Source organism: Paenibacillus sp. CF095 (assembly GCF_900101225.1).
Classification (GTDB): Bacteria; Bacillota; Bacilli; order Paenibacillales; family Paenibacillaceae; genus Paenibacillus.
In genome coordinates this window covers 3,585,618-3,611,270 of the sequence record NZ_FMZN01000001.1, presented here as the reverse complement: position 1 = coordinate 3,611,270, position 25,653 = coordinate 3,585,618, and the positions used below count along the sequence as shown (strand labels likewise).

Sequence of the window (25,653 nt, the reverse complement as noted above, 5' to 3'; positions counted from 1 at the left end):
AATGTGGCTGGCGAATGAAGTTGCTTTTATGCTACCATCTGTGCAGGATCAAAGTGAGATGTACTCGCTACATAGAAGGGCGGACAACGATATGAAACATCTGCTGCTGGCAGACGATGATGCCAATATTCGAGCACTCCTGCGGCATGTCATGACCAAGGAAGGGTATCGGGTTCATGAAGCGCAGGACGGACTGGAAGCGGTCAAACTGATGCAAGAAACACCGATCGATCTGGCAATCTTAGATGTGATGATGCCAGGCATGGACGGACTGGAGTTATGTGATTACATTCGACAGCACTACGACATTCCCATTATGCTACTGACGGCACGCGATCAGCTATCTGACAAGAGAGTTGGTTATCTGAAAGGAACAGATGAATATGTGACAAAGCCATTTGAACCGGAAGAACTGGTCTATCGGGTAAAGGCGTTGTTTCGTCGGTACCATCGCACATCCAGCGATATCATCCGTATGAACCGGATTGTCATTGACCGTAACAATGTTGAGGTTACGGACGGGCAATCCATTCTCTTTTTGCCGATGAAAGAATTTGAATTACTCTCACAGCTTGCCCAGTTTCCGGGCCGTTTGTTCTCGCGGGATGAACTCATTCGGCTCGTCTGGGGAGCAGATTACGAAGGAGATGACCGTACCGTTGATGTGCACATCAAGCGGCTGCGTGATCGTTTTGCCGATTATACGGACGATTTTGTCATTCAGACTGTGCGGGGCATTGGTTACAAGATGGAGGTGAAAGCACCTTGAGGACCTTGTACGTCCGGGTATTCCTCATTACGATTGCGGTGATTATAGTCAGCGGCATGCTCGGTTTTCTTTTATCCAACATCTACTATCATACGAAGCTCAAGGATTTCAATGATGAGAAGCTGGTGGGCATCGCGACGCAAATGAAGCAATTTGTGGAGCAGCAACCCGGCACGATGGAGCAGTATTTGAACAATGCCGCCGCACTTGGGTACGAAATCTATGTGACGGATGGAAGAGGCAACGACCAATTCTACGGCCGCGAATTCCGTGAAAAAGATCTGGACAAGCAAGCTGTGGAACTGGTGCTGAATGGTGAGGTATACCATGGCGTCGCCCAGTTTCCAAGCAAACCGTTCATTACCGGTTTCTTCGATAATCAATTAAGCAATACCGTGGGTGTTCATCTACAACTGGGCAATGCGAATTACGCTCTCTTTATGCGTCCGGATGTAATTCTGCAATTCGGTGAGCTGCGAATCTTTTTTGCGCTGATTGGAGCATTGACGGTGGGCATTAGTATCCTGATCTTTCTGATCAGTACCCGCTATCTGGTCAATCCTATTGAACGTCTGTCCGAGGCGACCAAGCGCATTGCGCAAGGAAAATATAATCTGAAATTGCCTACCGGAAGGCGTGACGAGATTGGACAGCTGGCCCAGCATTTCATGACCATGAGTCGTGAATTGGAAAGGGTAGATCAGGCACGGCAGCAGTTTGTATCGAATGTATCGCATGAGATTCAATCACCGCTGACCTCGATTCAGGGTTTTGCCCAATTGGTGGCGGACCGGGATCTGCCTGAACAGGAGCGGGAGCACTATGCATCGATCATTGAGGAAGAGAGTCGTCATCTCTCCTTGCTCAGTAAACAACTGCTTCTCCTGTCCTCCCTTGAACAAGGCAACGAAGATCTATCCAAAGTAAAGTTCTCTTTGCGAGATCAATTCCGGCAAACGGTTCAGGTGCTGCAATGGCAACTCGAAGAAAAAGAACTGCTGCTTCGGATTTCGGTGCCCGAATCCATCCAGCTGGTCGGCAATGAAGTGTTGCTCATGCAGGTGTGGATGAATCTGCTGGGAAATGCAGTGAATCATCTGCCACAGGGAAGAAGCATCGAGATTCATGCCGAGCAGACAGATAACCAGTGTGTGATTCAGATTCGGGATACAGGAGACGGGATTGCTGCGGAGCATCTGCCTTTCCTGTTCGATCGATTCTATCGGGTGGATCGTGCGCGGGAACGTTCTTCTGGACGAACCGGGCTTGGACTTGCCATTGTGCAGAAAATTATACGAATTCATGACGGTACAATCGAGGTTTCCAGTTCGCCGGAGGGTACGGTCTTCACCGTGACACTTCCGCAGATGTAATCTGTTATTCATTTGCCGTTCATTTTCGCCTCCTATACTTGGGATATCAAGAGGGAGGTCACAGAACATGTACTTGGCTATTCGGGAAATGAGGTATGCCAAAGGGCGGTATGCCTTAATTGCTACAATCATGGTACTGGTTTCATTTCTGGTACTGTTTGTTACAGGTCTTGCACAGGGGCTGGCGTATGATAACGCAGCTTCGGTCAAAAATATGGCAGCAACCCATTTTGTGCTGGAGCAGGATTCGAATCATCGGTTTACCCGGTCACAAGTGGATCAGGATCAACTTAATCAAGCTCGCTCCGTGGTAGGGGAAGAGAACGCTGAGCCACTGGGTGTGAAAATGACAACTGTCAGTCCAACCGGCGACACAAAAAAGATCGATGTCACGCTGTTCATGGTTAATCCGGAAGGTTGGCTTGCTCCAACCGTTACCGAAGGAACTCCGATTACAGATCAGACAAATGGGCAGGTTGTGGTGGACCATAAGTTGTCTGAATCTGGAGTCCAGATTGGCACTGTTATCGTCGATCAAGCTACAGGAACGGAATGGACCGTTGGTGGATTTGTACAAAATGAGTCCTTCAGTCACTCCCCGGTGGTATTCCTGAATGAACAGGAATGGCTCGCACTCCAGGGAAGTTTACGAACTTCGCAAGGTTCAGCAGACACCAATGCCAATGCTCCGATTTACAATGCTATTGCTATCAAGGATGGGGGCGAGCAGGTAGACCGCTTGAGTACTGCAATGCCTAATACTGAAGTCATCACAAAGTCGGATGCCGTATCGGCCATCCCTGGATATAAGGAAGAGCAGGGATCGTTGCTCATGATGATCGCTTTTCTATATGTCATCTCGGCGTTTGTGCTTGCGGTATTCTTCTATGTCATCACGATTCAGAAAACGAGTCAGTTCGGGATATTAAAAGCCATCGGAACGCGGAATGCTTATCTGGCGGGGAGTGTTTCGTTACAAGTTTTGGTTCTGTCGGTTGGCAGTCTGGTGATTAGCGTACTATTGGTTCGACTGTTCGAGTCCATTCTTCCTGCATCGATGCCGTTTCAATTAGGCTTGTCCACCCTTGCTCTGACCTGTGTGTTATTCATACTCATGTCTGTGGCGGGTTCGTTATTCTCGGTGTGGAAGGTTACCAAAATTGATGCACTTGATGCGATTGGGAGGACAGCAGCATGAGAAACCGATTGGTGTTGCAGGGAATTACACAGACCTTTGAAGATGGCGGCAGCAAACGCACGATTCTGGACAAACTGGACCTTGAGGTTGCCGAAGGGGAACTTGTGGCCGTAATGGGGCCTTCCGGCTCGGGTAAAAGTACATTCCTGTCCATTGCTGGCGCACTTCTTGAACCTACGGATGGGCAGGTTCTACTGGATGGGGCCTCTATTATGGGTAAAAGCAAACAGGATATATCCGATATGCGGCTACAGCAGCTTGGTTTTATATTTCAAAGTGCCAACCTCATTCCGTATCTGAAAGTAGAAGAACAACTTATGGTGGTCGCGAAGCTCGCTGGAACGGATAAAAACAAGGCGGAGAAACGAGTGGATGAGTTGTTGGATACGGTAGGGTTGACCCATCGGCGGAAGGCGTATGCGGAGAAGCTGTCTGGCGGGGAACGTCAGCGGGTCGCCATTGCACGGGCCTTGATGAACGATCCGGCTGTTCTGCTCGCGGATGAACCAACAGCAAGCCTGGATGCGGAGCGAGGGCTGGATATTGTCGGCATGATTGCACGGCTCGTGAAAGAGCAGGGCAAGAGTGCAGTGATGGTTACGCATGATGAGCGGATTTTGCCGCTCTGTAGCCGGGTTCTTTTTTTGGAAAATGGGAAACTGGTGCAGCATTAGAAGGAGAATGGTCTGAGAGTCTGGAGAGAACACTGATTCAAGGCTTAAGGGCAGAGAGCGTAAGAAGAGGGTCACGTATTCCCCGGTGGGAAGGTGGCCTTCTTTCTGTGTTTTCGACTATAATTGGAAGAATAGTGGAATTAGATAGAGAGGATCGGGTGCGGATGAGTAGCTTGAGTGCGGAACTATTTCCGGCGCTGAGTACGTCAATTCATTGGGGAATTATTGAGGCGGAGTTCAGATTGAACGACATCGTGGATGAAAAGCTGGTGAGTAATATTAGCATCATTCCGTTTGTCGGGGATCAATGTGTTGTCTTCCAACTGGATAATGGAGCCTGGGAGCTGCCTGGGGGTACGCTTGAAGCAGGTGAGCATTACATGGATGGACTGAAGCGTGAACTGATGGAGGAGCTTGGGGCAAAAATGCGGTCCTATCAGATCTTTGGTCAATTCTATTGCACATCCAGTGCTTTGGAACCGTATCGGCCGCATATTCCGCATCCCCATTTTGTACGAATCATCGGATATGGAGATGTTGAACTTGTCGGTGATCCACTGAATCCGGAAGATGGCGAGCAGGTGGTTGCGGTGGAAGTGGTAGAGATTGATAAGGCAATACGAAGATTCCAGGAACAGAACAGGCATGACATTGCAGAAATGTACAAACTGGCTCATATGCTACGAGAAGAAGCTAAACAGTCAGGCAAGGGCCAGGTATTATAATTCCAGATAACTTACGGAGGTAATGATGATTCGAGATAAAATTAACGAGCTGCTGGATGCGTTACCCGAAATGGAACTGAACCGAGCATATTGGGGGATTGAGCGTATCCATCAGGAATATATGTTCAAGAAGAAATTGCAGGATAAAGGGGTTGTCGTATCCGAACTGTATGAGGAATCCGAAGGGATTGTACAGCAATGGGACAGCGTATTTGCCCATAATATCGATGATGTGGTCAAAGAGTCTATCCATTATAGCCAGTACAAGTGGCATATGTTCAGTTATGAACAACAGAAATGTCTGACACATGATGAAGCACGAGATGCTTTCGATGCCGAGCCGAAAGATGAAGTATATGTGATGTATGAAAGTGGTGGTTGGGTGCTTTTATACGAAAACGCGAATCGGGTCATTGCAGCGGATTTTGATTCGGAGCAGGATATCTATATCTTCGACCGAGCGTTTACATGGACGTACGTGTATACGCACGAATCCATGTGTGGCCCTTATTTTTATAAAATAGAACAAGCATGATTCTGAACAAAAAAGGGTAACAACGAATTAAATAAACTTTGCCTTAGGAGTGATATCAATGCAGGAACTTTTTAAGAAGATCATCAAAACAGACGTCAAACCCGTATTTGCCAAACACGGCTATTCGAAGAAAAATCTGAATTTCTACAAAGCGGATGGAAACCTCGCATATAAGTTCAACATTCAAAGAGCAAAGTATAACACCAGTAGACAAGTCCAGTTTTATGTTAATTGTGGTGTTCATTCCACCGAACTTGCGGAGTTGCATTCCGTTGGATTGAATGGAGACATATTGGAGTTCACATCTCATTTTACCTGCCGAATCAGAGAAATAGCCCCTTCCGCTCCGGCCCACTATACCTTAACGCCTGATATCGATCCAGACGCTTTATCGAAAGAACTGGTGTCACATTTGGAAGAGGGTATGTCATTCTTACACTCGCTAACAGGGGCCAGAGATATAGTCCATTATTATATGGATAAGACAGCGCTACATTTAAGCGAAGTAACCTTCCGTTTCCTGCTAAAAGCCGGCGATACGGAAGAAGCCAAGCATTATTTACAGCAACTGCACGCCAAATACGGAGCCGAAAAGCGCTGGACGATATTAGAAAAGAAATATGCAGCCGTTTTTGCCGAGTACGGAATGTAAGCTTTGCTCCAGACAAATAGCCAAAATGAGAGGGGATAACATATGAACGATACTCAATATAATTTAAATTTTGAGAAACTGTGTAATGAATTACAGCTTGGTGAATTGATCAGTTCGCCCAAACCGATTTCAGGTGGACTTCTTCATCGAATGTACGCCATTGAAACGACGCAAGCTAATTATGCAGTTAAGGCATTGAATCCCCAGATCATGATACGACCTGCTGCTGTGCAAAATTATATTAATTCAGAAAAAATAGCAGACGTGGCAGCTGAACATATCCATGCTCAACCTGCAAAAAGGTTAAAGGGTGCTTCTATACATAACATTGATAATCAATTCTATCTAATATTTGATTGGATTGAGGGTCAATGTTTGAAACAAGATGAAGTTACTATCAATAACAGTTCTCTGATGGGAACGATCCTTGCAGATATCCATAAAACGGATTTTAGACAACTAGAATTGGATAGTCCACAGGCGACTAATTCTAAAAAAATAGATTGGATGTTTTATCTGAACAAAGGAAAAAATGAGAATTCGGAATGGATTGAGATTTTGGATTCTAATATCAATAAGCTGTATGAGTGGAGCATGAAGGCTAAGAATTCATCTTCAATGCTAGCATTCAATAAAGTGATTAGTCACAGAGATCTGGAGCCTAAGAATGTGATGTGGAGACAGGGCATACCTATTATTATAGATTGGGAATCGGCAGGTTATATTAATCCGATGCATGATCTGGTAGAAACAGCTGTGTATTGGTCAGTAGATAGCGCTGGAAGTATAAACAAGGAGAGGTTCTTGGCTTTCATAGCTGGATATGAGAAGAGAGTGGGTAGTCTAACAGCGAATTGGGAAGTGGTTCTGGATAATGGTTTTGCTGGAAAGTTGGACTGGCTCGAGTATAGTCTTAAACGGTCACTGTGGATTGAATGTACGGACGTAGAGGAACAGTTAGTAGGAACATCACAAGTCATTTGGACTTTAGAGGCTTTAAAACAATACGAAAATATGATTTCAGATATTAAGATCTGGTTGAATACTTAAATTAGGGGGAGACACCCAAATGACAAACGATAAAGGAACACTCAGAACATGCGAACAAGGACATTCGTATTATAAAAAAAGTGACTGCCCAACCTGTCCAACGTGCGAAGCTGAACGTAAACCGACAGAGGGATTTCTAGCCTTGTTGTCAGCTCCCGCCAGACGTGCCTTGGAGAATGAAGGGATTACAACACTAATGCAACTTACGGAGTACACGGAGAAAGAAATCCTGATGCTGCATGGAATCGGGCCATCTGCCATGCCTAAACTGCGGAACGCATTGGAAAAAGAGGGATTGTCTTTTAAGAAATAACCCTCTTCAATCCTGTCATTTAATCCAAACCAGAAGCGGATGTAATCTCCTCCATCGTTACCCGATACAACAAGTTACCTTCACTAAGTAGCAGACGATGTTGGCGAAAATCTTGCCGTGCCTGCTTGAAGGGCTGATCATCTTCATTTAGGAAATCAATCTTCTGCCCCTTGCTCAATCTACCGGGTTTCTCCATTTTTTTTAGCACAAACGTCCCATGTTTACCGTACCCCGCATCAAACAAGAAATGATAACCATCCGTACTGAAGCCCGAGGAACCGGAGATGTTTGGATTCATGAATGTAACGTCGGGTTCACTGGTTCCCCCTGAGATACAACCGAGTTCAAAATCGGTATAGAAGTAGAACCAGACCTGCTTCTCATTCACCACATTGAGTGCGTAACAATCTGCAATGTCAGCTGCGCGGTTTTCGTACACTTTATTACCGTGCTCATCCCAGGCCAACAGACCGTTTGATCCAATTGGATCGCTCCATCCGTAGTTACCAAATACCCCTTCATCGAAGTAACTGGTCCAGATCGTTCCCTTCTCTGTGACCTGTACACTTTGGATACCGTCTCCCAACAGAAACTCGCGAAATGTATTTCCGTCCAGATCACACACTTTGGCATTCAGATCAAACTTTTCATTTCCGTAATTCGCACATCGTGCTCCGACGAGCAGCAGATGATCATGTAATGGTTGTACGTAATGATAATTAAACGTCTGCCCCCAGATGACAACTTCCTCGATAGTTTGATCTGTCACAATAAGCACTTTGTACGTATAGCTTTGCTTCAATTTACTTTGGACGAACATACCTCGCTCTCTTTCCGGGATCTGATTCATCAACAACACATAGACAAGGCCATCACCGCCCCACTGGGTGGAAACGATATCGAAGCCCTCGACATAATTTGAAATATCGGCAAAAGGCAGAAGTTTTACTTTAGGATTGGGCATATCCATATCCTCCTTTGTAGTCCAATGCAGAGTCACCACCTGTATCTGTATAGGATTATGACGTACGTGTACTTTGCTGAACATGGCGGAAGTATAGCGAAGGCCTTGTTTGCTTTCACAGTGTATGAGTACGATGTTTTGAAATGGATGTTGCGTCCTTGACACGCGTAGTACAATAAGGAAGTTGTGTAAAATTCTATATAGGAGGAGGGCGGAGAGGTCGCTATAAGAAGAGTGTGAAAATACATACAGCGCACGTGAAGTAACGGAGTGAAGCACCCGTAGATTCAATTGGCAATATTACGAGGAAGACTCATCTCAGAAAAATAAAACTACATAAGGAAGTGTTACAAGGTGGAACCACATATTCATGAGCAAAAAACAGACTACCGTCCACTAGGTGTATCGGGATTGGGTGGTTGGCTGATTCTCATCCAGATTGGATTATTTCTTACCATTATCCTGCTCGCAGTACAGTTGATGCAAAACACGTTACCAGCTTTAACACCCGAAATGTGGGACTTATTTGTTTCCAAGGACTCCGAATACTATCACGTTCTGTGGGGGCCATTAATTATTTTTGAAGCTATATATAATGTGGTCTTTTTATTGTTCACGATATATATAGTTGTGACTTTTTATAGAAAAAAAGCAATCTTGCCCCGGTTAATGATCATCTATTACAGTGTGAGTTTAGTGCTCTATATGGTTGATTATATACTCGTGCTACAGATTCCTATGATGCGAGAATTGGAAGATGGAAGTGGAATACAGGAGATTGTGAAATCTGTTATTAGTTGTGCCATCTGGATTCCTTATTTTATCAAATCCGAGCGAGTTCATAACACATTTGTAAGATAAATGGTAAGCAGGAAATACCCGATCTTGGATAGAAGCTATCTGAGGTCGGGTTTATTTTATATATACCGGGCTAGTCATACAGTGTAAAGGATATTGTTCATGAAAAGGAGGAGAGATCTTGAAAATTTATCTGGTAAGGCATGGGATGGATGAGGAAGGGTATCGAGGCGGATGGAGCGATCGTGGACTTACGGAACAGGGAATCAATCAATCCAGAAGACTGGGAGAGTATTTACATCATCATGCTGAGGAGTACAACATACATACGATCATTAGCAGTGATCTTCCTCGTGCAGTGCAGACAACACGGGAAATTGAGAAGAAATTACATATGCAGGCTAGCTTAATGAAAGATTGGCGGGAGATGAATAACGGAGATATGGCAGGCATGCTCCATAAGGATGCAGAAGAACATTACCCGGGAGTTTATTTCAACACCCTTGAGATGGATTCACCTTTTCCGGGAGGAGAAAGTCCAAGGGATTTTTATAACCGGATAAGCACATCTTTCGAGAGTCTTCTTAGAGATATGGAGGAACAAGCAGTCAAGTCTAATGTTCTGTTAATTACTCACGGCGGAGTGATTAATATTCTGTATTATCTGCTTGGAAATAGGGAGTGGAGTAATAAATCCAGCTTTTATCCCATGGACAACACCAGTGTACATACCGTTGAAAAGGGAAGGCATGGTTGGAAACTTAGCAACGCAAATGTGTTAATTCATCTTGATTAGTTGTTTACTATATAAATTGAACTGAACATTTACACAAAACGGAGAGGACAGAAAGGACCTGAAGAAGCGGAGCGTTCGCCTTTATCCCCGGATTTCCCCTTTATAAAAGGAATCAAAAAAATCTGGGGATAACAGCGATCGGAAGGTTGTTCTGTCATCGGAGTGTGCAGTGTAAATATTCTTTAGTTCAATTTATATAGATGCTAGATCATGAGCGGATAAGTCACCTTGATTAGAAAATAGAAGACGGAGGCGATGACATGAGTGATCAATCCATTTCACTGTTACAACATTTGAAGTCTTTATCCGGACCATTTCCAACATGGGATATGGGGCAGTTGCCGGAGCGGCCAGGTAAGCTATTTTTGGATTGGTTGAGAGTGGCGGTTGAGAACGAAGTGAAAGAACCTCATGCCATGACGATCTCGACCGTGGATCAAGATGGTTATCCTGATGCGCGGGTGTTGATTTTGAAAAACGTAATTGACGAAACGTTTTATTTTGCCTCCAGTTCGGAGAGCCGAAAAGGTCAGCAGTTGAAGGAGAACCCTCATGTGGCTCTCACCTTCTACTGGCCTTCCCTTGGAAGACAGATTCGGATAAGGGGAATTGCCGAAGATTGTGGAGATGAAGCGGGCGCTGATGATTTCCGCAAACGTTCAGCTGGAGCGAGAGCAGTTGCCATGACAGGACATCAGAGTGAGGTTTTGGATAGCGAGGAAGTACTTGATCGTTCCATCGAAGCTCAGAAGGAAAAGATAAGACGTGACCCCAGTGTTGTTACACCTCATTGGCGTTTATATGCCGTGAATGCACAAGAGGTAGAATTTTGGCAGGGAGATTCGGAGCGCAAGCATGTACGAGTCCAATATGTAAAGCAAGATGGGCAGTGGAAGACACTCAGATTGTGGCCTTAATTTTAGAAAAGATGAGTTAGGCAATAGTGACCGAACTGCTGTGTGTTTCTTTTTCCTAACAATCTGAGGGAGGATAAATCTATGAAAACGATTGAAAGTTTCTTCGAACCATTTCCGGTGTTGGAAACCGAACGGACGTTACTCCGGCCTCTTACCTATGATGATCTGGATGATATGTATAGTTATTGCGTTGTACCTGCTGTATCGGAGTTCACCACTTGGGACGCGCATCAGAGCATAGAAGATACAAAAGCTTTTTTAAATTTTGTCATGAGTCGCTATGAGACGGATCTAATAGGCCCATGGGGGATTGAAGATAAACACACCAAGAGGCTGATCGGTAGTTGTAACTATCTAGGGTGTGATAGCGATAACAGGAGAGTTGAGCTGGGATATGTGTTATCTGATCAATTTTGGAATCAAGGCTACATGACTGAAGTAGTGAAACGAATCATCCAATTTGGATTTGATGAAGTGGGGCTCGAGCGAATTCAGGCCAGATGTTTGGTGAAAAACACAGGTTCCGCCAAGGTTATGGAGAAGTCAGGCATGCAATTTGAGGGTATTTTACGGAAGTACATGCGGGTGAAAAATGAACTTCAGGATTTGAAGATGTATGCTATCGTAAAAGATGATTTCTATACTCGTGTTAAATAAAGAACGTGTTATTGAAAGTCGTATGTCATTTATCATGCTGGAGAGCCATGGATTTTCCTATAATCCTGAATTTATCAGTGGTACACAATAAAAGCAGAAGTAAGAAAGAGTTTGAATTGCTGCATCAAAAGGTCAAGGTATCCTATTTTATATTGTCTAATTTAATAATCATATGCCAAGCTCTGACCCATTCCCGATCATTGAGGAAATGGGTTTTATTTTTGTTTTCAGCAAGCAACGTACATAATGTCATATCGTGAACGGGGTGCCTTCCGCTATAATCTTCAAGTTATCCAAACATGAATTGAATGAAGGAACCAGGAGGTACAACGAATTGATATCCAAAAACAAATATAAATCACTCGAACTGGAGACCCCCGGCGTATATGAGCTGGAAGGGCTTGAGGTGGGAGTGACATCGAACTGCAATTATAAATGTGACTATTGCTGCGCCTACAATCGGGATGATGGAGCGTGCATCGATAGTCAGGAAGTCATCCGTATTATTAGTGAACTTCCTCGTCTCAAGCGAGTGCGATTATCCGGAGGAGAAGTAACACTGAAATACCAGGATTGCCTGGAGATTGTGATGTACTGTGCAGCACATGGCATTGATACACAATTGAACAGTAATGCCAGTCTGCTGACCGAAGAACGGATTCTTGCGTTGCGTGATGCAGGCTTGTCCAACATTCATATCTCGTTCAATTATACGGATGCGGATGCCTATGCTGCGTACTACCGTGTGCATCCTCGCATGTATGAGAGACTGGAGCAGAATATCCGTTTGTGTACGGAAGCTGGTCTGGAGACGGTGTTGGAAACGTTGCTGTTTAAAGGTAATCAAGCGAACATGCAGGCCATTAGCGATAAGGTGTATGATCTGGGTGTGCGCATCCATGAGATCCAGAACAGCATTAAGATGCCGCATACCGACTGGAGCCAGATTGTATCCAGGGAGTCTCTCGTTCGATCTGTAACGGAATTAATTGAACATAAGAAGCCAGATACAACGCTCTATTTTACCTGTATGGATCGGTTCGCTGAACAGTTGAATTTGCGTGAACAACCTGGTGTGTATTTCTCTAATTGTGTGGATGGCACGAAACAGCTGCACTTGCACGGCAACGGGGATATTCTCATCTGTGAGTTATGCCATCCTGTCGTGATTGGTAATATCTATAATGGAACGTCGTTGAAGGATATCTATGCCCAGCAGCCGCTGGCGTTAACTGAATTTTTGGAAAAGCGGCCTTGTCCCGCATACGATGCTCTTTTTGCAGACGCATAAAAGGAAGATCTGTTGAAGATATGTGATATGTATGTTGAACGAGATATATAAACGATAACAGTGACATTTAGGGTTATATAAACTGAAATTAAGGTGATCTGATTTCCTTACTAGGAAAACGGATGGCCTTTTTTGATATGGTTTCAGATTCATTTAAGCTACCCGGCCTAATATGGCCTTAAGAACTTAGATGAAGAGGTGAGCTTTACATGATGAAGATCTATGAGAAACCAACCCGGAAAGACCCAAATAAACGACCGATCTCCCCAAGAAAGCGCAGATGGCTCATCATCACACTTGTCATCGTGCTTGCGATAGGTGGAATCCTGTACAGCCTGGCTGACCGTTACCTGATCCGGCATGTGCAGGTGGTTGTGGCGGATGAGAACACGGCAACGGCAGCAACGAACAACGCGAATGATTCCACCAACACTTCAATCACAGCGACTGAGGTGAATGCAACGTCAGATGATTGGAATTATTCGAGTGATGATATGAAAGTCAGTATTGAAAAGGTACAGACTGGTTCAGGCTCGGATCAGATTACGTATTATGTCGCCGATGTTCAGCTAACAGATGCAAGCAGCCTGCGAACCGCGCTGGCGGACAACAGCTTTGGAACAAACATTACCGAGAATACGTCAGAGATTGCCGCAGCCAACAATGCGATTTTTGCCATTAATGGTGACTATTATGGATTTCGTGATGATGGTGTCATTATCCGAAATGGAACATTGTACCGGGACAGCCCCACGCGGGATGCACTTGCTCTGTTCAATGACGGAACGATGAAAACCTACAACGAGAACGAGATTTCTTCATCGGAACTGCTAGCCGAAGGTGCAACCAATACGCTATCCTTTGGACCGATTCTGATTCAAGATGGCGAGATCGTCAGTGATTTTAGCAGTGTGAAAATCGATAACAACTTTGGCAACCGCTCCATCCAGGATGCGAATCCAAGAACTGCGATCGGCATGATTGCTCCGAATCATTATGTCTTCGTGGTGGTGGACGGACGGCAGGACGACAGCCGTGGCATGACCTTGGCAGAACTGGCTGATGTCATGAAAGGCCTTGGAGCAACCGAAGCCTACAATCTGGACGGCGGCGGTTCATCCACGATGTATTTTATGGGCAGAGTCGTCAATAATCCGCTGGGGCGTAACCAGGAACGTGGCGTAAGTGACATTTTATATCTGACGGAGGGACAAGGATCATGACGATATTAATTCCATCATATGAACCCGATGTGCGTTTACTAAATCTTGTTCTGCAGTTACAGACATTTAAACTTGGACCCATTGTGATTGTGGATGATGGCAGTGGACCCGGTTACCGTGGCATTTTTGAAACGGCAGAAGCCTATGGCTGTACGGTCCTGACACATCCCGTCAATCTGGGTAAGGGGAGGGCTTTAAAGACGGGCTTTCAGTATATTAAGGAGTTTGGACCACAGGGCGGTGTGGTGTGCGCAGATAGTGACGGACAGCATCTGCCACATGATATTAAGCGTATCTTCGAAGTACTTCTTGCACAAACGACACCAGGAATTGTACTCGGCAGCCGTCGCTTCAGTGGTAAAATTCCAGCACGTAGCCGTTTTGGCAACACCGTCACACGGGCGGTCTTTTCGCTCACGACAGGTACCAAAGTATATGACACGCAGACGGGTCTACGCGGTTTTCCTTACTCCATGCTGGACTGGTTGAACCAGATTCCCGGGGATCGGTTTGAATACGAGATGAACATGCTGTTAACGGCACACAAGGAAGGGTATGAGATTACGGAGGAGTTTATTGATACGGTGTATCTGGATCACAATGAGTCCTCCCATTTCCGCCCGCTGGTTGATTCATTCCGGATCTATATGCCAATCCTGATGTTCAGCACATCTTCGGTGCTGTCTGCTCTGATTGATTTTGGACTATTATTTGTTATTCAGTATTTCACACACAATCTGTTTCTGTCGGTTGTTGCAGCAAGACTATGCAGCTCCATCTTCAACTATACGATTAATCGGAAGTACGTATTTTCCGCTGGACGAACCTCGAAGGTTCGGCAGTCTTTGCCCAAATATTTCTCACTTGTCTTGCTGGTGCTGTTATTAAACTATGGTTTACTGTACTTTTATAATGAAAAACTGATTATTCCACTGCTCGCAGCCAAATTATTGACCGAGGTATCGATCTTTGTATTCAGCTATTGGGCGCAGCGCAGATTTGTCTATTAACACAGAGAGAGTGGGCATATAGCTTGCTCTCTTTTTTTCAATCAAAACCGTTTCAAAAGAATATCCTGTGCTTCTTGGTTAACAAAAAAGGTCGAGAACAGGGGGAAACATACCCTTGTTCTCGCCTTTTAAACTCACAGGAGGACGAGTATTACATCAGCTTCTTAATCTCATCCTTCAGGATTTCGGACTGAGTGCCGAAGATGACCTGCAGAGCTCCACCACCGAGCCTCATGACGCCGGAAGCGCCAAGCTGTTTGAGCGCCTGATCGTTGACGGCTTTGTCGTCCCTGACAACTAACCGGAGGCGAGTGATGCAGGCGTCAATGCTCTCGATATTATCTGTTCCCCCGATCTCGGCGAGCACTTTGCCAGCCTTGCTGTCGGCAGACGTTGCCACGGCGGAAGTATCAGAGGGGGGATCGGCATCATAAGCGTCATCCTCGCGCCCCGGCGTTTTCAGGTTGAACTTGACAATCATGAACCGGAACAGGAAATAATAGACGACTGCAAATGCGAGTCCGACCGGGATCATGAGCAGCGGATTGGTCGACAGCTTCATGTTCACGAGGTAATCGATCAGACCTGCAGAGAAGGCGAAGCCCAGCTTAACATTCAGCAGGTACATGATCAGGGCCGCTGCACCGGTAAGAATAGCGTGCACCACATACAGCAGAGGAGCCGCGAACATGAAGGAGAACTCGAGCGGCTCGGTAATACCCGTTAAGAAAGAAGCCACCGCTGCGCCGATAAAGATCGAAGCGACCATTTTGCGCTTTTCAGGCCGGGCTGTATGAATCAAGGCTAGCGCCGCCGCCGGAAGAGCGAACATCATAATCGGGAAGAAGCCAGACATGAACATGCCTGCCGTAGGGTCTCCGTTGAAGAAGCGGGTCAGGTCGCCGTGCACGACTTCCCCGGCTGCATTGGTATAATCTCCGATCTGGAACCAGGCGATGGAGTTGAGGACATGATGCAGACCAAGCGGGATGAGTAGGCGGTTGGCGATCATAAACACCATGGAGCCAACGCCGCCAAAGCCTACAATCCAGGCGCCGAAAGCGCCGATGGCATCCTGAATCGGGCTCCAGACCATGCCGAACAGGATGGCCAACACCAGCATGGAGCCGGCGGTGACCATCGGCACAAAGCGTTTGCCGGAGAAGAAGCCGAGCCAGTCAGGAAGCTTGATATTATGGTATTTTTTATACATATAGGCTGCAAGCAGTCCGGCAAATATCCCGCCCAATACGCCCATATCCAGCTTGACATCGTCAGGAATATAGCCGAATACACCTGGAACAGCTCCCAGAATCCGCGTCAGCACCATATAAGCGATCAGGGCGGAAAGCGCGGCGACCGCATCACCCGCCAGTCCGATTGCCACCCCAATGGCGAAGATGAGCGCAAGGTTGCCGAAGATCGCCCCCGCTCCCTCATTCAGGAATGGAACTACATACTGATTAAGAAATCCCCCGATCACGGGACCGAGCGGAATGTCCTTTTCATAATTAAGAAGACCGAGGCCTTGAAGAATACCTGCCGCAGGCAGGGTTGCTACAGGAAGCATCAGGGATTTTCCCAGCTTTTGCAGTGATTTCAGCATATTATTCTTCCTTTCTTTTTTGATTTAGGTTATTTGGACAAGCTGACTTTCATGATAGTTCCCATGCCTGCTTCTACGCTGCCATACTCCGGGTGCGACTCCCATGGCTGTTCAGCCGCATTCGCAACGATGACAGGCGTGATGACCGGATAACCGGCGGAAGCGATCGCATTCAGGTCAAATTCAATCAGAGTCTGACCGATAGTGACCTGATCCCCGGTCTGCACTTGGGGTGTGAAGCCGTGTCCTTGCAGGCTGACAGTATTGATACCGATATGCAGCAGCAGCTGCAGCCCGGAAGCATGCTCAATCATTAAGGCATGGTGCGATTTGATCAGGTGCACCACAGTGCCGTCGATAGGGGCGACCAGCCTGCCTTCCTGGGGAATCATTGCGACTCCCGGTCCCATAAGTCCTTGCGCGAACGCTTCGTCAGGCACTTTTTCCAAACTGACGCAGGTTCCGGTGAGCGGGGAGGCGACGGATATTGTTTCAGATGTTTTGGCAGATTTGTTGTTTTTCCATTTCCAGATCATTGTGTGTTGTCCTTTCTGTTGTTGGTTTTGGCATGGGTTTGAAAAAGCCGGTATAAATGCATTGCGAGAAAAGCCGTTTCTTCCTCGGGCACTTCTGTACCCAAATCCTCGGCCATTACAGCGCTCAGTTTTCTGGCCAGCTGATATTCGGACGTATATTCATTTTTCACATATTGTGCGAAGGTGGGGGCCGTCATCGGCTGCTGATACAGGCGTTCCATGGAGAAGCGCAGGTGTATCATGAGTCTTGCCTGGCTAAGGCTGCCCTGATCAAAGCGAACGCCACCCTCCTCTTCAATAATCGACAGAAGCTTGCTGATCACATTGGATACCTTAACCAACTGTCCGACAGGGACGTGATTTACGGAGGAGTACACATGGTATGTCAGGAACCCGGCCTCATCCTCCGGTATCTCTACGCCAAAGGCCTCTCCGATCATGGCCGCCGCTTCCGAGGCGATTTCGAATTCTTTCGGAAAACTGAGCTTTGTCTCCGTAAGAAAAGGATTCAGAATCTCCATCCCGTTGCGGATACGATATAAGGTGAACTGAATATGACTAGGAAGAGCAAGGTAGATCTTGTCATTCAGCTTGCCGGGAAACTGATCAGCGATGAGACGGATAATTTGGTCAGAGATGTCGATGACATTGGGATCCAAGTCTTTCATCAGCTCCTGAGCCTGCCCCCATTCCTCCCGGTCTTCCAGCCGGAACCTTTTCTCAATCCGCGGATCATCGGACTGAACGGTGCTTTCCACCTTGAACGCAAATCCCAAACCTTTGCCAATCAGTACGTACTCCTTGGTATTCTGCTGCGACCGGGCCAGAACAATATTGCTGCCGACGACCCGCTCCACCTGCAGAACCATTCCTTTACTCACGGTTCACCGCCTCCTCGTTTCTAAAGTTAACGCTTTCATTCCTCCGGAACGCAAAAAGAGCCAAGAAGCGAGTATAGTCTCATGTTCGCTTCTTGGCTCATGCCCTCTGGGGTGGTAACACGCCAATTCATTTTATGTTTTCATCAGAACGTTCTTCCTACATAATATAAAAGCTGATCTGCCCCCGTCAACCATAATTTTGTCATCCGACTGTTCGTCGTTTAATATAGGGAATGTGTAAACGAAAAGGTACCTGCCGTAGTTGGAGCTAAATCTAACATGAATAGGAGTATGCCTATGTATCTTCGAAGTGTGGAACTCCTGTCGGCCAAGATCGAGAATCGGGACCAATATCCTTTTGACATCCCCGCGATCCGGTCCTTGGAACGATTGGAGCTCACGAATAACGTTACTTTTTTTGTAGGTGAAAATGGTTCAGGGAAATCTACGCTGCTGGAAGGCATCGCACATCAATGTGGCTTCAATACCGCAGGGGGTGGCAGGAATAATACCTATGAGACACATGCTTCGGAATCCTCGCTCGGGAGTTATCTCAGGCTGGCCTGGTTGCCCAAAATAACGAATGGTTTCTTCATGCGCTCTGAATCGTTCTATCAATTCGCATCACATGTCGATGAGATGCCGGCATCGCTTCAATATTATGGCGGGCGTTCATTACATGAACAATCACATGGGGAGTCTTTTCTCAGTCTGTTCGTCAATCGCTTCAGTTCCAAAGGCATCTATCTGCTCGATGAGCCCGAAGCCGCTTTATCTCCAGCAAGGCAGCTCTCTTTATTGCGTATCCTTCATGATCTTTCGGGCACTTCACAATTCATTATTGCGACGCACTCACCTATTCTGCTCGGGTATCCGGGGGCGGAGATTTTAAGCTTTGACGATAACCATATTCAAGAGGTAACCTATGAGGATACCGATCACTACCAGATTACCCGCAGCTTTCTGGAGAACCGTGACCGGATGCTGAATGAATTATTCAAAGACTAACTTGAGATGTGATACCAAGATTAATACTACATTTTATGAGGAGAGATTGGATGAAAGTAGGATTCATAATCATTGATATGCAAGAGAGTATTGTGCGGAAAAAGATGGACCAGAGATCGATAGACCATGCTTGCGAGTACATTAACCATGTAGCTAACGTGCTGCGCTCGAATGATCATGTGGTCGTTCACGTGCAGGATGTGGAGGGCATGGAGGAGACACCACCGGAAGAATATCGTATTATTCCCGAGGTAGATGTGAATGAGAAGGATATCACAGTTACCAAAGAAGCTTCCAATGCTTTCTGGCAAACTAATCTGGAGCAGGTTTTGAAGAGTCATGGAATTGAATTGGTGATTATCTCCGGGTTTGCCGCAGAGGAATGTGTTCTATTCACATACAACGGTGCGATGGAGCGAGGTTTCAGGCCGGTGATGTTGCAAAATGGAATTCTTAGCACACATCCCGAAGCGGTGACTTCAACGTATAGAGATCGAAATGTGATCTCATATCCTGTGGTTGATTATCTATATAAGTTCAACTAAAGAGGTTTACACTGAGCACTCCAATGACAGAACAACCTTCCGATCGCTGTTATCCCCAGATTTTTTTGATTCCCTTTTTAAAGGGGAAATCCGGTGATAGCGTATGCTTCCGATGCAGCTTTCTTTCAGAAAGCTTTCAGGCGAACTTCCCGCTTCTTCAGGTTATTTCTGTCCTCTCCGTTTTTGTGTAAAAAGTTTAGTTGAACCTATATAATTCAATAATTATTAGCTAAGTGCTAATGGATACTTGGTGAAAAATAAAGATAAGACCAATAATCGGACTCTGTAGAGAGTCTTTTTTTTGTACAAATGTTCATGTCCACTGTGAAAGATAAGGTTACTCTATGGTTTAAACCAAACTTTGCCTATATCTGCTCGGGTTGAAACGATATATTGAGAACAGGGCACAGCAAGCTCGCTGTGGAGATCGGTAAAGTCATGTATGGATCACTAACCAACTCATTAACTAAGGGAGATGTGCAATGAAGATGAATGTACAAATTACGAGTATTTTGGCAGAGCAAAAGGAATTGTTTCTCAACCTGTACAACTTGTACTTATATGATCTGTCTGAATTTTCTGGCGAGGATCTACTTGAACAGGGGAAATATGACCCAACGAACACCTATCTATATCTGGAACGTGATGAATTACATCCGTTTTTGATTCAGTATGAAGGGAAGGTTATTGGATTCGTACTGGTGTGCTCACCTCCATATGTGCCGGAAGACGTGGATTATACCGTGCAGGAGCTGTTCCTGGTCAAAAAGTATCGCGGACAGGGACTGGCAGCACAAGCGGTCGACTTGGTTTTTGCTCAATTTGAGGGTACATTCCAAGTGGAACAGCTTGCTAACAATGCAGTGGCAGTTTCGTTCTGGAAAAGATATTATGAGCAACATCAGATTGAATATACCGAGTCTGAATATAACATTGAGATTGACAACATCGCTGGTAGCCACCGGATTTTGTCCCAGACTTTTGTGCGTGAAAGAGAGAAATAATATTTGAATTAGAAGGTGATTGCTCTGTTCATTATCGCAGCAACCAAGGGGGATTTGAAGTGGATTTCGGGTGTATTTCAGGCAGAAGATGTAGCTAGACAGTACATGGATCTTATACCAGATGAGCTTAAGGGATACCAGAAATTCTTTCAGATAGAGAACCTCACATATCCTTTTTATATTATAGAGCGTCAGGAATCTCCGTTTAGGTTTCTCGGTAAAGATGAAGTAATTTATCTTTTCGATCATACGGATGTATCAGAGGACGAAGATGAGGTGCACTTTAATATCTACACGGTGGATTCAGATTATAGACCAAAGAAACCTGGAACGGATTATATGGGAATACTGAGGCATGATCATGTGACCAATGAATTTATAGAGATGTACCGAGAAGAAGGAACAGAATTTCTGAATAGACGAAGGGTTTTATGAATGTAAGGAAGTTTTATCAAGGTCCTATTTACTTCTCCTAATTTGGGATTTAGATAGGATCTTTTTCAATTTCCATTTACCAATACATGGGTTATGATGAATTAAGAGGAGTCCATGGGAGTGACGTGTAAGGGGGGAAGTACGTAGGTATGCCGAATCATCATTTTGTTATCGAAAACAAATCGCAAGTAGACGGGAATATTCATACCTCCTACTCATGGGATTCACAAGGGAGAATACATGGAAGTGGATTAACCACAGAGAATCATGCGACCTTGGAAGACGAATTCATTGCGTACATCTATGATTCCCTTTGTTGGTTGGATACATGGAATCCATCTACCTGTATGCAATTAAGTGGACTAAACAACTATGGAATAACCGTTATTGAAGAACAGGATGTTTTGTTGAAGTTTCATCAAATCATTCGGGCCTGGATCGATCTATTCAGCCATGCGGCGGATCCGATTGTTCTAACAGGGAGTTACTGTTTTGATGGAGAAGAACAGAAGGGCTGTTACGAGAAACTCGTGTACAACAAAGTTGAATTAATCAACGAATTAAACAAGCTTGCGAACATGACAAAGTATGCTGAGGTAAATGGGAAATGCATTGTGCATTTTGGGATATGAATCAATAGAAAAGTTTCCTGATAAAAATCTTAAGCTGCTGAGAAGCAACCCATTAGAGAGGAGCAAGAGTAATGACTAGTCGTATTGTAGTTACGGGTGGAGCTATTATTCGAGATTATATGGGGAGGGTTCTGCTGCAAAAGAGATCAGATTATGGAAATTGGGGATTACCTGGTGGTGGTATGGAGCCAGGTGAACGAATCGAAGAAACCATGATTAGAGAAGTGAAAGAGGAAACAGGGCTCGAGGTGAGTTCTTATGAATTGGCCTCCATTTACACGGGCGAGAGGATGCACTATACGTATCCGGATGGAAATGAAGTAGTATTTGTAATGTTTTTATTTGACGTTATTGCGGAGTTGGAAGGAAAACTCTGTGATGATCAGGTAACTCTTTTATTTGAAGATGAACAAAAGGAGTCATTACAGCTTGTTTTTAAAGGTTTAGATGAGATTGATATTTCCACAATTAACAAGGTGCAGAAGCCTATATTTGTAGACTTGAAGCAAGGAGAGTCTAAATTACTACGCAAGTGACAGCGTTAATAGAATAACTCAAAATGAATAGAGGTTAGATTGATGAAAAACATGGAATTAATTCAACCTTTTATTCCAGCATTTTCTGTTCAAAATTTGGAGTGGGTTGCTGGGTTGAATCTGTATATAAAACAAGACAAATATTATGAAAATATTTTGATAGCAGATATTACATTTTTAATGAAATTCTCAAATGTTACATATGAATTACTTTTTAGATTTACTAATATTGAAAGTTTTCGTTATGATCCTGATGGTGTTTTAGTTAAGATAATTGGGTTTAATATTAAAGATTTAAAAGATCACGGATATCATCCGATGAAATATTTCGTTGAGGACTACGAGGACGGAATATTAGGATTCTATTGTGAGGATATTGAATTGATACATGTACAAGAGAGTGAGCACTTAGCTTTGTAAGTCATAGAACATCAAAGTTGAGCCTTTTAATAAAGAAAGGAGTATTTACATTGCCTTGGCCTATGGTTCATTTTGCAATTGCATCCGAGTTGATATCAGATCCATCCCCTGAATTATTATTGGGAAGTCTCGCTCCAGATTCCATTCACGTAAGAACTAATCTTCGTACTGAGAAGGCAAAAACCCACCTCATGCCAGAGGCAGGAAAGTTCGCAACAGACGAAGAACTTAAAGAATTTTTTGAGTCCAACAAGAAGATAGCTTACAGTGATCCCAAATTCATGCAATATCTGTGCAGTTATATCGCCCATATCTATACAGACCGCGTGTGGACATTCGATATTTATCCTGCATATGAAGTCCAGCCCAACGGAAGAAGCGTGTATACACAGGATGTCACGAAGCTGGAGTTTATGATTTTACGGAATTGGAACAAGGCCAACGATTGGTTAAGTGAGCTAAAATTAGGGAGAGCATTTGATTTAGGTGGATTGCTGGAATCTGAGGTGTATCAGTATAGGGGAGAGAAACTGGCGTTTTTAGCTAACCCTGACAACGAACCCTTGGGTGACTTAAATATTTTATCCATGGAAGCTATGGAAGAGTTCATACATACAACAGGATTGGCGCTAAAACAATTGTTTACGAAATGGAATGTTTATAAGGATTTACGTGAAGGGAGATCCTATCATGCAAAAAACAATAATAGAACTATCTGATCTAATGAAGAAGTATCCCAAGAGTGCAGCATTTTTATTATCTATCGTTGTGCTAAATTTGGTATATACCTTTGGTAGGGATATCGGGGTGTGGCTTTACCACCTGACTCATTAGAAGATGATTGTAATGAAAGGAGAGGGTCTGGAAATGGAAAACTCAATTCGGTTGGCTCTTTATCACGAGCAATATGACCAAGATTTGGATGATTTTGCTCTAAGTGGAGGTCAGCTTCAGTTTACTGCAATGCCTGCGGATGTGATTGATGAAGCGATTCAAAATCCGGACAAAGACCCGATGGTTATCCTTCATGAAGAGAAACCTGTTGGATTCTTTATATTACATAAAAACTCTGAATACGTTGAAGAGAAGGATGCATCTCATACCATACTGATACGGGCTCTATCCATTTCGATGGAACACCAAGGAAATGGGTATGCGAAGGAAGCAATGAAGGCACTGCCTAAATTCGTTCGCCAGCTCCATCCGGAGATCAATGAGATTATTTTAGCAGTAAATGAAGGAAATATTGCGGCACAACAGTTATATCTGAAAGTGGATTTTCTCGACAGGGGCGTTCGAAAGATGGGCATCCATGGTCTCCAGTTAATCTTGCATCATAGAATCACATAAAGGAGGATGGCTGTGGAACCGGAGGAGTATCACAAACGGTGGAGTTTTGATTTCCCACTGGATGCCTATGAGCGGATAGGAAGGGTCGTCCAGATCCGATGAAATCGAATGTTTTTGACGAGAAGGAGGAGTGACATGGCGAACATACATAAGGGAAGATATTCAGCTCAGATTGAGGGAGAATTTGTTGTTTTTATCATCGGAATGAGGATCAATCGTTTGTGGGCTATACACAAATGGTTGCCTGTCTTAAAGTCCATGGGCCCGATGATTAAAGAACTCTATATGAATCCGGAGACCGGATTCCTGAGTACAGAATATTTTATAAGCTGGCGTGGGGTGACGCTACTCCAATACTGGCGTTCTTACGATGAATTGGAGAAATACGCACGGGGCGGACTACACTTGGAAGCTTGGAAAAAATTCAACCGATCCATTGGTACTGACGGAACAGTAGGAATTTATCATGAAACATACAAGGCTCAGTCAGGTTCCTTCGAGACCATATACGCCAACATGCCCACATTCGGATTAGCTAAAGCGTCTGAACATGTGCCTTCGACAGGGAAGATGGAGACAGCCAGACGCAGAATGGGCGGAGAGAATGACCCGGCAGTGAAAGCACCAGAGAATCCTTGAAGCGCTGAATAGAGAGGAGAATGTTATGAAGGCTAGAGTGCGAGCAGAAGATGTACATTCAAAGCAGCTTAGCTGGTTGTGTATTAAACCGATGCTTGTTTCTGTACGGGGCAGAGATATGGCAGCCAAAACAGAGATATACCGAAAGTTACACGAAGGGCAACAAGCTTTATTTCTGTTCTATTCCTATCATAATCATACGAAGAGTCTGGCAGAATTTTATTGGTTTTCGGCATATAACATCATTGAGATCAAGAGTTGGAATGGAATTAAAAATGGGATGCGCTTTTTCCGTTTAGATGAGATGGTAACTGTACTGGACCAGATTGAATACCTAATTACGGACAAAAACAGAGTGGGTGAAGAGTGGCGTGAGGTGTTGGCAACGGATCTGGAGAAGGACCCAATCTTGCTCCAGAGAACAGAGGCATTATATGCTGCATATCAGACTGTGGCACAAGCAGCTATTGCACACATGAATGAGATAATCCTGCAAAATCAGGAGATGTATCTGGAGATTGAGTAAGGTTATATGAATGCATAGGGGCTACTCATGAGTGAGTAGTCTTTTTATCATGTATGAGAACATTGGCTGCACATCATCGCTTTTTATTTTTATGCTAGAATGGATAGCAGGAAAAAAGCGGAAGAGTTAAATAACATTCTCAAGTAGGTAAGGAGAACAAGTATGAACGAGGAAGAACTGCTGGAGTTATACGGATTGGAGCCTGATGACATCCATCGAGAGCCGATCCGAGAACTATTGAAGCAAGAGATTGAGAACCGAAAGTCAGAAGATAACGAGGTTCTAAAACTGTTGTGCATCATGTTATTCTGTATTGGAAATGTAGAGGACACCCAGCTAATATGGCGGGCCAAACGAAAGAATCAGGATACGGGCAGTTATATTGATGTGCAGTTATTATGTGGTGCGGGATATGAGCGGACCTTATTTTATCTAGAAAATATGGACGGGGGGCAGGCACATGAGGAGTTGCTTTACCTTAAACAGTGCGAGCCGTATGATTTTGTTGATTTTTCCAAAGCGGAATGGGTCTCAGACTATGAACAATATTACGATGTTTGATAAGTGTGCACACTGGAAGGAGAGGTACT

The 25,653-nt window shown here is 44.7% G+C and carries 32 protein-coding genes; 28 read left to right on the top strand and 4 right to left on the bottom strand.

Going from position 1 to position 25,653, the window contains the following annotated elements; all coding sequences use genetic code 11:
• Window positions 1-91: 91 nt before the first annotated feature.
• The 9 genes from BLS69_RS15870 (at window position 92) to BLS69_RS15830 (ending at window position 7,289) form a co-directional block, all read left to right on the top strand.
• Window positions 92-769 (top strand): response regulator transcription factor, encoded by a 678-nt coding sequence (locus BLS69_RS15870; RefSeq protein WP_091035073.1) that lies wholly within the window; start codon window positions 92-94, stop codon window positions 767-769.
• Window positions 766-2,142, top strand: coding sequence for a sensor histidine kinase (locus BLS69_RS15865; RefSeq protein WP_091033222.1), 1,377 nt, complete (start codon window positions 766-768; stop codon window positions 2,140-2,142). The genes BLS69_RS15870 and BLS69_RS15865 overlap by 4 nt, the downstream gene beginning before the upstream one ends.
• A 67-nt stretch (window positions 2,143-2,209) precedes the next feature.
• On the top strand, window positions 2,210-3,340 hold the full coding sequence (locus BLS69_RS15860) for an ABC transporter permease (RefSeq protein ID WP_091033216.1): 1,131 nt from the start codon (window positions 2,210-2,212) through the stop codon (window positions 3,338-3,340).
• Window positions 3,337-4,014 carry an ABC transporter ATP-binding protein gene (locus tag BLS69_RS15855; protein WP_091033213.1) on the top strand — a complete coding sequence of 226 codons (678 nt, stop codon included), beginning with the start codon at window positions 3,337-3,339 and terminating at the stop codon, window positions 4,012-4,014. The genes BLS69_RS15860 and BLS69_RS15855 overlap by 4 nt, the downstream gene beginning before the upstream one ends.
• A gap of 164 nt (window positions 4,015-4,178) precedes the next feature.
• The gene (locus BLS69_RS15850; protein WP_091033209.1) at window positions 4,179-4,739 is read left to right on the top strand and encodes an NUDIX hydrolase; all 561 of its coding nucleotides are present in this window, start codon (window positions 4,179-4,181) and stop codon (window positions 4,737-4,739) included.
• Window positions 4,740-4,761: 22 nt separating this feature from the next.
• Complete coding sequence (locus BLS69_RS15845; protein WP_243391489.1) at window positions 4,762-5,274, top strand: DUF4275 family protein; 513 nt, start codon at window positions 4,762-4,764, stop codon at window positions 5,272-5,274.
• Window positions 5,275-5,332: 58 nt separating this feature from the next.
• On the top strand, window positions 5,333-5,926 hold the full coding sequence (locus BLS69_RS15840; RefSeq protein WP_036610462.1) for a DUF4304 domain-containing protein: 594 nt from the start codon (window positions 5,333-5,335) through the stop codon (window positions 5,924-5,926).
• Between the two features lie 42 nt (window positions 5,927-5,968).
• Window positions 5,969-6,976, top strand: a complete 1,008-nt coding sequence (locus tag BLS69_RS15835; protein WP_091033205.1) for a phosphotransferase — start codon at window positions 5,969-5,971, stop codon at window positions 6,974-6,976.
• Window positions 6,977-6,995: 19 nt separating this feature from the next.
• The gene (locus BLS69_RS15830) at window positions 6,996-7,289 is read left to right on the top strand and encodes an RNA polymerase alpha subunit C-terminal domain-containing protein (RefSeq protein WP_091033202.1); all 294 of its coding nucleotides are present in this window, start codon (window positions 6,996-6,998) and stop codon (window positions 7,287-7,289) included.
• A gap of 19 nt (window positions 7,290-7,308) precedes the next feature.
• On the opposite strand, the gene BLS69_RS15825 is transcribed toward BLS69_RS15830, so the two are convergent.
• Window positions 7,309-8,253 carry a hypothetical protein gene (locus tag BLS69_RS15825; protein WP_091033199.1) on the bottom strand — a complete coding sequence of 315 codons (945 nt, stop codon included), beginning with the start codon at window positions 8,251-8,253 and terminating at the stop codon, window positions 7,309-7,311.
• Between the two features lie 354 nt (window positions 8,254-8,607).
• On the opposite strand from BLS69_RS15825, the gene BLS69_RS15820 reads away from it, so the two are divergent.
• The 7 genes from BLS69_RS15820 (at window position 8,608) to BLS69_RS15790 (ending at window position 14,945) form a co-directional block, all read left to right on the top strand.
• The gene (locus BLS69_RS15820; protein ID WP_165980128.1) at window positions 8,608-9,114 is read left to right on the top strand and encodes a DUF2569 domain-containing protein; all 507 of its coding nucleotides are present in this window, start codon (window positions 8,608-8,610) and stop codon (window positions 9,112-9,114) included.
• 118 nt (window positions 9,115-9,232) lie between these two features.
• Window positions 9,233-9,847 carry a histidine phosphatase family protein gene (locus BLS69_RS15815; RefSeq protein ID WP_091033191.1) on the top strand — a complete coding sequence of 205 codons (615 nt, stop codon included), beginning with the start codon at window positions 9,233-9,235 and terminating at the stop codon, window positions 9,845-9,847.
• Window positions 9,848-10,107: 260 nt separating this feature from the next.
• Complete coding sequence (locus tag BLS69_RS15810) at window positions 10,108-10,764, top strand: pyridoxine/pyridoxamine 5'-phosphate oxidase (RefSeq protein WP_091033189.1); 657 nt, start codon at window positions 10,108-10,110, stop codon at window positions 10,762-10,764.
• A gap of 81 nt (window positions 10,765-10,845) precedes the next feature.
• Window positions 10,846-11,421 (top strand): GNAT family N-acetyltransferase, encoded by a 576-nt coding sequence (locus BLS69_RS15805; RefSeq protein WP_091033186.1) that lies wholly within the window; start codon window positions 10,846-10,848, stop codon window positions 11,419-11,421.
• A 334-nt stretch (window positions 11,422-11,755) separates the two neighbouring features.
• Entirely contained in the window at window positions 11,756-12,712 is a 957-nt protein-coding gene (locus BLS69_RS15800; protein WP_091033184.1) for a radical SAM protein, read from the top strand.
• Window positions 12,713-12,921: 209 nt separating this feature from the next.
• Window positions 12,922-13,935, top strand: a complete 1,014-nt coding sequence (locus BLS69_RS15795; RefSeq protein ID WP_091033181.1) for a phosphodiester glycosidase family protein — start codon at window positions 12,922-12,924, stop codon at window positions 13,933-13,935.
• Window positions 13,932-14,945, top strand: a complete 1,014-nt coding sequence (locus BLS69_RS15790; RefSeq protein WP_091033179.1) for a bifunctional glycosyltransferase family 2/GtrA family protein — start codon at window positions 13,932-13,934, stop codon at window positions 14,943-14,945. Before BLS69_RS15795 ends, BLS69_RS15790 begins: the two co-directional genes overlap by 4 nt.
• Before the next feature lie 151 nt (window positions 14,946-15,096).
• Here the strand turns inward: BLS69_RS15790 and BLS69_RS15785 are convergent, their stop codons facing one another.
• From BLS69_RS15785 to BLS69_RS15775, 3 genes are read right to left on the bottom strand one after another with little or no spacing between them, the layout of a single operon-like run.
• Window positions 15,097-16,551 (bottom strand): PTS transporter subunit EIIC, encoded by a 1,455-nt coding sequence (locus BLS69_RS15785; protein ID WP_091033176.1) that lies wholly within the window; start codon window positions 16,549-16,551, stop codon window positions 15,097-15,099.
• Window positions 16,552-16,580: 29 nt separating this feature from the next.
• A complete protein-coding gene (locus BLS69_RS15780) occupies window positions 16,581-17,087 on the bottom strand; it encodes a PTS sugar transporter subunit IIA (RefSeq protein ID WP_091033173.1) in 507 nt (168 codons plus the stop codon).
• The gene (locus BLS69_RS15775; RefSeq protein ID WP_256332314.1) at window positions 17,084-17,968 is read right to left on the bottom strand and encodes a PRD domain-containing protein; all 885 of its coding nucleotides are present in this window, start codon (window positions 17,966-17,968) and stop codon (window positions 17,084-17,086) included. Before BLS69_RS15775 ends, BLS69_RS15780 begins: the two co-directional genes overlap by 4 nt.
• Before the next feature lie 297 nt (window positions 17,969-18,265).
• Here BLS69_RS15775 and BLS69_RS15770 point away from each other — a divergent pair, with 297 nt between their 5' ends.
• The 12 genes from BLS69_RS15770 to BLS69_RS32155 all read left to right on the top strand — a co-directional run bounded on the left by BLS69_RS15770 (window position 18,266) and on the right by BLS69_RS32155 (window position 25,624).
• Window positions 18,266-18,976 (top strand): AAA family ATPase, encoded by a 711-nt coding sequence (locus BLS69_RS15770; protein ID WP_091033171.1) that lies wholly within the window; start codon window positions 18,266-18,268, stop codon window positions 18,974-18,976.
• Between the two features lie 50 nt (window positions 18,977-19,026).
• Window positions 19,027-19,521, top strand: coding sequence for a cysteine hydrolase family protein (locus tag BLS69_RS15765; RefSeq protein WP_091033168.1), 495 nt, complete (start codon window positions 19,027-19,029; stop codon window positions 19,519-19,521).
• Window positions 19,522-20,003: 482 nt separating this feature from the next.
• Window positions 20,004-20,525, top strand: a complete 522-nt coding sequence (locus BLS69_RS15760) for a GNAT family N-acetyltransferase (RefSeq protein WP_256332313.1) — start codon at window positions 20,004-20,006, stop codon at window positions 20,523-20,525.
• A 54-nt stretch (window positions 20,526-20,579) separates the two neighbouring features.
• Window positions 20,580-20,960: a hypothetical protein gene (locus BLS69_RS15755; RefSeq protein ID WP_143023584.1), complete on the top strand. Its 381-nt coding sequence runs from the start codon at window positions 20,580-20,582 to the stop codon at window positions 20,958-20,960.
• Window positions 20,961-21,109: 149 nt separating this feature from the next.
• The gene (locus tag BLS69_RS15750) at window positions 21,110-21,592 is read left to right on the top strand and encodes a hypothetical protein (protein ID WP_091033162.1); all 483 of its coding nucleotides are present in this window, start codon (window positions 21,110-21,112) and stop codon (window positions 21,590-21,592) included.
• Window positions 21,593-21,663: 71 nt separating this feature from the next.
• On the top strand, window positions 21,664-22,128 hold the full coding sequence (locus tag BLS69_RS15745; RefSeq protein ID WP_091033160.1) for an NUDIX domain-containing protein: 465 nt from the start codon (window positions 21,664-21,666) through the stop codon (window positions 22,126-22,128).
• Window positions 22,129-22,170: 42 nt separating this feature from the next.
• On the top strand, window positions 22,171-22,548 hold the full coding sequence (locus BLS69_RS15740; RefSeq protein WP_091033157.1) for a hypothetical protein: 378 nt from the start codon (window positions 22,171-22,173) through the stop codon (window positions 22,546-22,548).
• Window positions 22,549-22,598: 50 nt separating this feature from the next.
• On the top strand, window positions 22,599-23,267 hold the full coding sequence (locus BLS69_RS15735) for a hypothetical protein (RefSeq protein ID WP_091033154.1): 669 nt from the start codon (window positions 22,599-22,601) through the stop codon (window positions 23,265-23,267).
• 148 nt (window positions 23,268-23,415) lie between these two features.
• Window positions 23,416-23,898: a GNAT family N-acetyltransferase gene (locus BLS69_RS15730; RefSeq protein ID WP_176872728.1), complete on the top strand. Its 483-nt coding sequence runs from the start codon at window positions 23,416-23,418 to the stop codon at window positions 23,896-23,898.
• A gap of 135 nt (window positions 23,899-24,033) precedes the next feature.
• A complete protein-coding gene (locus BLS69_RS15725) occupies window positions 24,034-24,537 on the top strand; it encodes a DUF4188 domain-containing protein (RefSeq protein WP_091033146.1) in 504 nt (167 codons plus the stop codon).
• A gap of 25 nt (window positions 24,538-24,562) precedes the next feature.
• Window positions 24,563-25,063, top strand: a complete 501-nt coding sequence (locus tag BLS69_RS15720; protein ID WP_091033143.1) for a hypothetical protein — start codon at window positions 24,563-24,565, stop codon at window positions 25,061-25,063.
• Window positions 25,064-25,225: 162 nt separating this feature from the next.
• Entirely contained in the window at window positions 25,226-25,624 is a 399-nt protein-coding gene (locus BLS69_RS32155; protein ID WP_176872726.1) for a hypothetical protein, read from the top strand.
• Window positions 25,625-25,653 lie beyond the last annotated feature (29 nt).

Excerpts from the sequence above, each read along its gene's own strand:
- BLS69_RS15870 (WP_091035073.1), top strand. The coding sequence starts at position 92 with ATGAAACATCTGCTGCTGGCAGACGATGATGCCAATATTCGAGCACTC.
- BLS69_RS15860 (WP_091033216.1), top strand. The coding sequence starts at position 2,210 with ATGTACTTGGCTATTCGGGAAATGAGGTATGCCAAAGGGCGGTATGCC.
- BLS69_RS15855 (WP_091033213.1), top strand. The coding sequence starts at position 3,337 with ATGAGAAACCGATTGGTGTTGCAGGGAATTACACAGACCTTTGAAGAT.
- BLS69_RS15850 (WP_091033209.1), top strand. The coding sequence starts at position 4,179 with ATGAGTAGCTTGAGTGCGGAACTATTTCCGGCGCTGAGTACGTCAATT.
- BLS69_RS15845 (WP_243391489.1), top strand. The coding sequence starts at position 4,762 with ATGATGATTCGAGATAAAATTAACGAGCTGCTGGATGCGTTACCCGAA.
- BLS69_RS15840 (WP_036610462.1), top strand. The coding sequence starts at position 5,333 with ATGCAGGAACTTTTTAAGAAGATCATCAAAACAGACGTCAAACCCGTA.
- BLS69_RS15835 (WP_091033205.1), top strand. The coding sequence starts at position 5,969 with ATGAACGATACTCAATATAATTTAAATTTTGAGAAACTGTGTAATGAA.
- BLS69_RS15830 (WP_091033202.1), top strand. The coding sequence starts at position 6,996 with ATGACAAACGATAAAGGAACACTCAGAACATGCGAACAAGGACATTCG.
- BLS69_RS15825 (WP_091033199.1), bottom strand. The coding sequence starts at position 8,253 with ATGCCCAATCCTAAAGTAAAACTTCTGCCTTTTGCCGATATTTCAAAT.
- BLS69_RS15810 (WP_091033189.1), top strand. The coding sequence starts at position 10,108 with ATGAGTGATCAATCCATTTCACTGTTACAACATTTGAAGTCTTTATCC.
- BLS69_RS15805 (WP_091033186.1), top strand. The coding sequence starts at position 10,846 with ATGAAAACGATTGAAAGTTTCTTCGAACCATTTCCGGTGTTGGAAACC.
- BLS69_RS15795 (WP_091033181.1), top strand. The coding sequence starts at position 12,922 with ATGATGAAGATCTATGAGAAACCAACCCGGAAAGACCCAAATAAACGA.
- BLS69_RS15790 (WP_091033179.1), top strand. The coding sequence starts at position 13,932 with ATGACGATATTAATTCCATCATATGAACCCGATGTGCGTTTACTAAAT.
- BLS69_RS15785 (WP_091033176.1), bottom strand. The coding sequence starts at position 16,551 with ATGCTGAAATCACTGCAAAAGCTGGGAAAATCCCTGATGCTTCCTGTA.
- BLS69_RS15780 (WP_091033173.1), bottom strand. The coding sequence starts at position 17,087 with ATGATCTGGAAATGGAAAAACAACAAATCTGCCAAAACATCTGAAACA.
- BLS69_RS15770 (WP_091033171.1), top strand. The coding sequence starts at position 18,266 with ATGTATCTTCGAAGTGTGGAACTCCTGTCGGCCAAGATCGAGAATCGG.
- BLS69_RS15765 (WP_091033168.1), top strand. The coding sequence starts at position 19,027 with ATGAAAGTAGGATTCATAATCATTGATATGCAAGAGAGTATTGTGCGG.
- BLS69_RS15760 (WP_256332313.1), top strand. The coding sequence starts at position 20,004 with ATGAAGATGAATGTACAAATTACGAGTATTTTGGCAGAGCAAAAGGAA.
- BLS69_RS15750 (WP_091033162.1), top strand. The coding sequence starts at position 21,110 with ATGCCGAATCATCATTTTGTTATCGAAAACAAATCGCAAGTAGACGGG.
- BLS69_RS15745 (WP_091033160.1), top strand. The coding sequence starts at position 21,664 with ATGACTAGTCGTATTGTAGTTACGGGTGGAGCTATTATTCGAGATTAT.
- BLS69_RS15740 (WP_091033157.1), top strand. The coding sequence starts at position 22,171 with ATGAAAAACATGGAATTAATTCAACCTTTTATTCCAGCATTTTCTGTT.
- BLS69_RS15730 (WP_176872728.1), top strand. The coding sequence starts at position 23,416 with ATGGAAAACTCAATTCGGTTGGCTCTTTATCACGAGCAATATGACCAA.
- BLS69_RS15725 (WP_091033146.1), top strand. The coding sequence starts at position 24,034 with ATGGCGAACATACATAAGGGAAGATATTCAGCTCAGATTGAGGGAGAA.
- BLS69_RS15720 (WP_091033143.1), top strand. The coding sequence starts at position 24,563 with ATGAAGGCTAGAGTGCGAGCAGAAGATGTACATTCAAAGCAGCTTAGC.
- BLS69_RS32155 (WP_176872726.1), top strand. The coding sequence starts at position 25,226 with ATGAACGAGGAAGAACTGCTGGAGTTATACGGATTGGAGCCTGATGAC.